At 54.6% G+C, this 5309-nt stretch carries 2 tRNA genes and 3 rRNA genes; all 5 read right to left on the bottom strand.

Features of this window, described 5'->3' with window-relative positions:
- Positions 1-39 precede the first annotated feature (39 nt).
- Positions 40-153: ribosomal RNA gene (rrf, locus tag ACNKW1_RS15575) — 5S ribosomal RNA — on the bottom strand.
- Positions 154-269: 116 nt separating this feature from the next.
- Positions 270-3157, bottom strand: a 23S ribosomal RNA gene (locus ACNKW1_RS15580).
- A gap of 281 nt (positions 3158-3438) precedes the next feature.
- Positions 3439-3514: transfer RNA gene (locus ACNKW1_RS15585), tRNA-Ala, on the bottom strand.
- 26 nt (positions 3515-3540) lie between these two features.
- Positions 3541-3617: transfer RNA gene (locus ACNKW1_RS15590), tRNA-Ile, on the bottom strand.
- Between the two features lie 74 nt (positions 3618-3691).
- Positions 3692-5230 (bottom strand): 16S ribosomal RNA (locus ACNKW1_RS15595).
- The 16S, 23S and 5S rRNA genes sit together here with 2 tRNA genes alongside, the layout of an rRNA operon.
- Between the last annotated feature and the right edge of the window lie 79 nt (positions 5231-5309).

Genomic DNA, 5309 nt, shown 5'->3' on the forward strand with positions numbered 1-5309 from the left:
ATGATTTTATGTTCATCAGGGCGTTGTGTAGTTGGGTTAGTCTGACGATGACCTACTTTCACGAGGGCGGACCTCACTATCATCGGCGCATGTGCGTTTCACGGTCCTGTTCGGGATGGGAAGGGGTGGAGCCACACAGCTATGGTCGTCAGACTTTGACTTGTTCTTCAGCGTTTTTTTGCTGAAGCAAAGGTAGGAAGAAGTGTTGTGTGATTGTCTGTTTCGATTTTTCGAACAGATTTTTGAGTTCGTTTTGTTTTGAAGGTTATAGGATCAAGCCACACGGGCAATTAGTACCGGTTAGCTGAACGTGTTGCCACGCTTACACACCCGGCCTATCAACGTTGTGGTCTTCAACGACCCTTCAGGGGGCTCGAGGCCCCGGGGAAGTCTCATCTTGAGGCGAGTTTCCCGCTTAGATGCTTTCAGCGGTTATCTCTTCCGCACTTAGCTACCCGGCGATGCGACTGGCGTCACAACCGGTACACCAGGGGTGCGTCCACTCCGGTCCTCTCGTACTAGGAGCAGGCCCTCTCAAACTTCCAGCGCCCACGGCAGATAGGGACCAAACTGTCTCACGACGTTTTAAACCCAGCTCACGTACCACTTTAAATGGCGAACAGCCATACCCTTGGGACCGGCTACAGCCCCAGGATGTGATGAGCCGACATCGAGGTGCCAAACTCCGCCGTCGATGTGAACTCTTGGGCGGAATCAGCCTGTTATCCCCAGAGTACCTTTTATCCGTTGAGCGATGGCCCTTCCATACAGAACCACCGGATCACTATGACCTGCTTTCGCACCTGCTCGACTTGTGGGTCTCGCAGTCAAGCCACCTTTTGCCATTGCACTATCAGTACGATGTCCGACCGTACCTAGGTGACCTTCGTACTCCTCCGTTACCTTTTGGGAGGAGACCGCCCCAGTCAAACTGCCCACCATGCACGGTCCCCGACCTGGATTCACAGGCCTGGGTTAGAACCTCGACGACACCAGGGTGGTATTTCAAGGATGGCTCCACCGGAACTGGCGTCCCGGTTTCATAGCCTCCCACCTATCCTACACAAGTCCCGTCAAAGTCCAATGCAAAGCTACAGTAAAGGTTCATGGGGTCTTTCCGTCTAGCCGCGGGGAGATTGCATCTTCACAAACATTTCAACTTCGCTGAGTCTCAGGAGGAGACAGTGTGGCCATCGTTACGCCATTCGTGCAGGTCGGAACTTACCCGACAAGGAATTTCGCTACCTTAGGACCGTTATAGTTACGGCCGCCGTTTACCGGGGCTTCGATCAAGAGCTTGCACCCCATCACTTAACCTTCCGGCACCGGGCAGGCGTCACACCCTATACGTCCACTTTCGTGTTTGCAGAGTGCTGTGTTTTTAATAAACAGTCGCAGCCACCGATTCTCTGCGACCCCGTTCCGCTCCGGCCGCGAGGGCCTTCACGTACCAGGGGCATACCTTCTCCCGAAGTTACGGTATCAATTTGCCGAGTTCCTTCTCCTGAGTTCTCTCAAGCGCCTTGGTATTCTCTACCAGCCCACCTGTGTCGGTTTGCGGTACGGTCACTCTATGACTGAAGCTTAGAGGCTTTTCCTGGAAGCTGGGTATCACTCACTTCGAACCACAAGGGTTCTCGTCATCACGCCTCATCTAAGCCCGGCGGATTTGCCTACCAGGCACGACTACACGCTTAAACCACCTATTCCAACAGATGGCTGAGCTAACCTTCTCCGTCCCCCCATCGCATCATAGAGCGGTACAGGAATATTGACCTGTTTCCCATCGACTACGCATTTCTGCCTCGCCTTAGGGGCCGACTCACCCTGCGCCGATGAACGTTGCGCAGGAAACCTTGGGCTTACGGCGAGGGTGCTTTTCACACCCTTTATCGCTACTCATGTCAGCATTCGCACTTCCGATACCTCCAGCATCCCTTACGAGACACCTTCGCAGGCTTACGGAACGCTCCCCTACCACGTGTCAAAGACACATCCGCAGCTTCGGTTCATGGCTTGAGCCCCGTTACATCTTCCGCGCAGGACGACTCGACTAGTGAGCTATTACGCTTTCTTTAAAGGGTGGCTGCTTCTAAGCCAACCTCCTAGCTGTCTATGCCTTCCCACCTCGTTTGCCACTTAGCCATGCATTTGGGACCTTAGCTGGCGGTCTGGGTTGTTTCCCTCTTGACACCGGACGTTAGCACCCGATGTCTGTCTGCCGTATATCACTTTGCGGTATTCGGAGTTTGCTATCGCGGGGTAGATCGCAATGACCCCCCCAACGATTACAGTGCTCTACCCCCGCAAGTGTCCGTACGACGCACTACCTAAATAGTTTTCGGGGAGAACCAGCTATTTCCGGATTTGTTTAGCCTTTCACCCCTATCCACAGCTCATCCCCTAACTTTTCAACGTTAGTGGGTTCGGACCTCCAGTACCTGTTACGGCACCTTCATCCTGGCCATGGATAGATCATCCGGTTTCGGGTCTACGCCCTGCAACTCAGTCGCCCTTATCAGACTCGCTTTCGCTACGCCTCCCCTACTCGGTTAAGCTCGCTACAGAACGTAAGTCGCTGACCCATTATACAAAAGGTACGCAGTCACCCCTTACGAGGCTCCCACTGTTTGTATGCATGCGGTTTCAGGATCTATTTCACTCCCCTCCCGGGGTTCTTTTCGCCTTTCCCTCACGGTACTGGTTCACTATCGGTCGATCACGAGTATTTAGCCTTGGAGGATGGTCCCCCCATCTTCAGACAGGATTTCTCGTGTCCCGCCCTACTTGTCGCACGCTCAGACCCGCCACCGGCTTTTCGCATACGGGACTATCACCCTGTATCGTCGGACTTTCCAGACCGTTTTGCTAAGCTGATGGTTTAGTCGTGCAGGCTGTTCCGTGTTCGCTCGCCACTACTTACGGAATCTCGGTTGATTTCTGTTCCTGCGGCTACTTAGATGTTTCAGTTCGCCGCGTTCGCCTCCTCAGACCTATGTATTCAGTCTGGGATACCCCTTGCGGGGTGGGTTTCCCCATTCGGACATCGTGGGATCAAAGCTCTATTGCCAGCTCCCCCACGCTTTTCGCAGGCTTACACGTCCTTCATCGCCTGTGATCGCCAAGGCATCCACCACATGCACTTAGTCGCTTGATCCTATAACCTTGGGCCCTCTTCGATCTTGCGACCTCGAAGACCCCTCGTACAGGAACGAACTCGTTTGTGCGATCCGGCACTACGCTGACAAGCTCAGCGCCGGATCAATGCAATCACACAACTTGCAGTACGCACCGGCTCGGTACGTACTACACTTCTTCCACTTTGTTAAAGAGCAAACCTCTGTGCCCGACCGCCGAAGCGACCGTTCAAGAAGTAAGAGATGACAGCCGCCGCGCATGCGCACAGCGCCGGCATTTCTTACTTCTCGCCTGCAGTCCTGGTGGAGCTGGTCGGGATCGAACCGACGACCTACGGCTTGCAAAGCCGCCGCTCTCCCAGCTGAGCTACAGCCCCATTTCTGCTTTCGAGCAACCATTGATTGGTGGGTCTGGTTGGGTTCGAACCAACGACCCCCGCCTTATCAAGACGGTGCTCTAACCAGCTGAGCTACAGACCCTCTCATCCGAGGCTCTTTTCGCCTGAACAACCGATAAGTTGTGGATACTTGGCCGTACGCGGCCTGTTCTCTTGAAAGGAGGTGATCCAGCCGCACCTTCCGATACGGCTACCTTGTTACGACTTCACCCCAGTCATGAATCTCACCGTGGTAAGCGCCCTCCCGAAGGTTAAGCTACCTACTTCTGGTGAAACCCACTCCCATGGTGTGACGGGCGGTGTGTACAAGACCCGGGAACGTATTCACCGCAGCATGCTGATCTGCGATTACTAGCGATTCCGACTTCACGTAGTCGAGTTGCAGACTACGATCCGGACTACGATCGGCTTTAAGGGATTGGCTCCACCTCGCGGCTTGGCAACCCTCTGTACCGACCATTGTATGACGTGTGAAGCCCTACCCATAAGGGCCATGAGGACTTGACGTCATCCCCACCTTCCTCCGGTTTGTCACCGGCAGTCTCACTAGAGTGCCCAACTAAATGATGGCAACTAGTGACAAGGGTTGCGCTCGTTGCGGGACTTAACCCAACATCTCACGACACGAGCTGACGACAGCCATGCAGCACCTGTGTTCTGGCTCCCGAAGGCACCCTCGCCTCTCAGCAAGGTTCCAGACATGTCAAGGGTAGGTAAGGTTTTTCGCGTTGCATCGAATTAATCCACATCATCCACCGCTTGTGCGGGTCCCCGTCAATTCCTTTGAGTTTTAACCTTGCGGCCGTACTCCCCAGGCGGTCGACTTCACGCGTTAGCTGCGTCACTCAGTGCATTGCTGCTCCGAACGACTAGTCGACATCGTTTAGGGCGTGGACTACCAGGGTATCTAATCCTGTTTGCTCCCCACGCTTTCGTGCATGAGCGTCAGTACAGGCCCAGGGGGCTGCCTTCGCCATCGGTGTTCCTCCACATCTCTACGCATTTCACTGCTACACGTGGAATTCCACCCCCCTCTGCCGTACTCTAGCCTTGCAGTCACAAACGCAGTTCCCAGGTTGAGCCCGGGGATTTCACATCTGTCTTACAAAACCGCCTGCGCACGCTTTACGCCCAGTAATTCCGATTAACGCTCGCACCCTACGTATTACCGCGGCTGCTGGCACGTAGTTAGCCGGTGCTTCTTAGTCCGGTACCGTCATCCATGGCCTATGTTAGAGACCACGATTTCTTCCCGGCCGAAAGAGCTTTACAACCCGAAGGCCTTCTTCACTCACGCGGCATGGCTGGATCAGGGTTGCCCCCATTGTCCAAAATTCCCCACTGCTGCCTCCCGTAGGAGTCTGGGCCGTGTCTCAGTCCCAGTGTGGCGGATCATCCTCTCAGACCCGCTACGGATCGTCGCCTTGGTGGGCCTTTACCCCACCAACTAGCTAATCCGACATCGGCCGCTCCAATCGCACGAGGTTCCGAAGAATCCCCCGCTTTCCCCCTCAGGGCGTATGCGGTATTAGCGTAGCTTTCGCTACGTTATCCCCCACGACATGGGCACGTTCCGATGCATTACTCACCCGTTCGCCACTCGCCACCAGGCCGAAGCCCGTGCTGCCGTTCGACTTGCATGTGTAAAGCATGCCGCCAGCGTTCAATCTGAGCCAGGATCAAACTCTTAAGTTCAATCCAGCAAAGTACTCAAAATACTGACTTACATCAGCATGAGCACCAATCATTGTGAAACCATCGCCGAAGCGATTCG

The sequence above is a fragment of the Thauera sp. WH-2 genome, assembly GCF_048321015.1.
Classification (GTDB): Bacteria; Pseudomonadota; Gammaproteobacteria; order Burkholderiales; family Rhodocyclaceae; genus Thauera.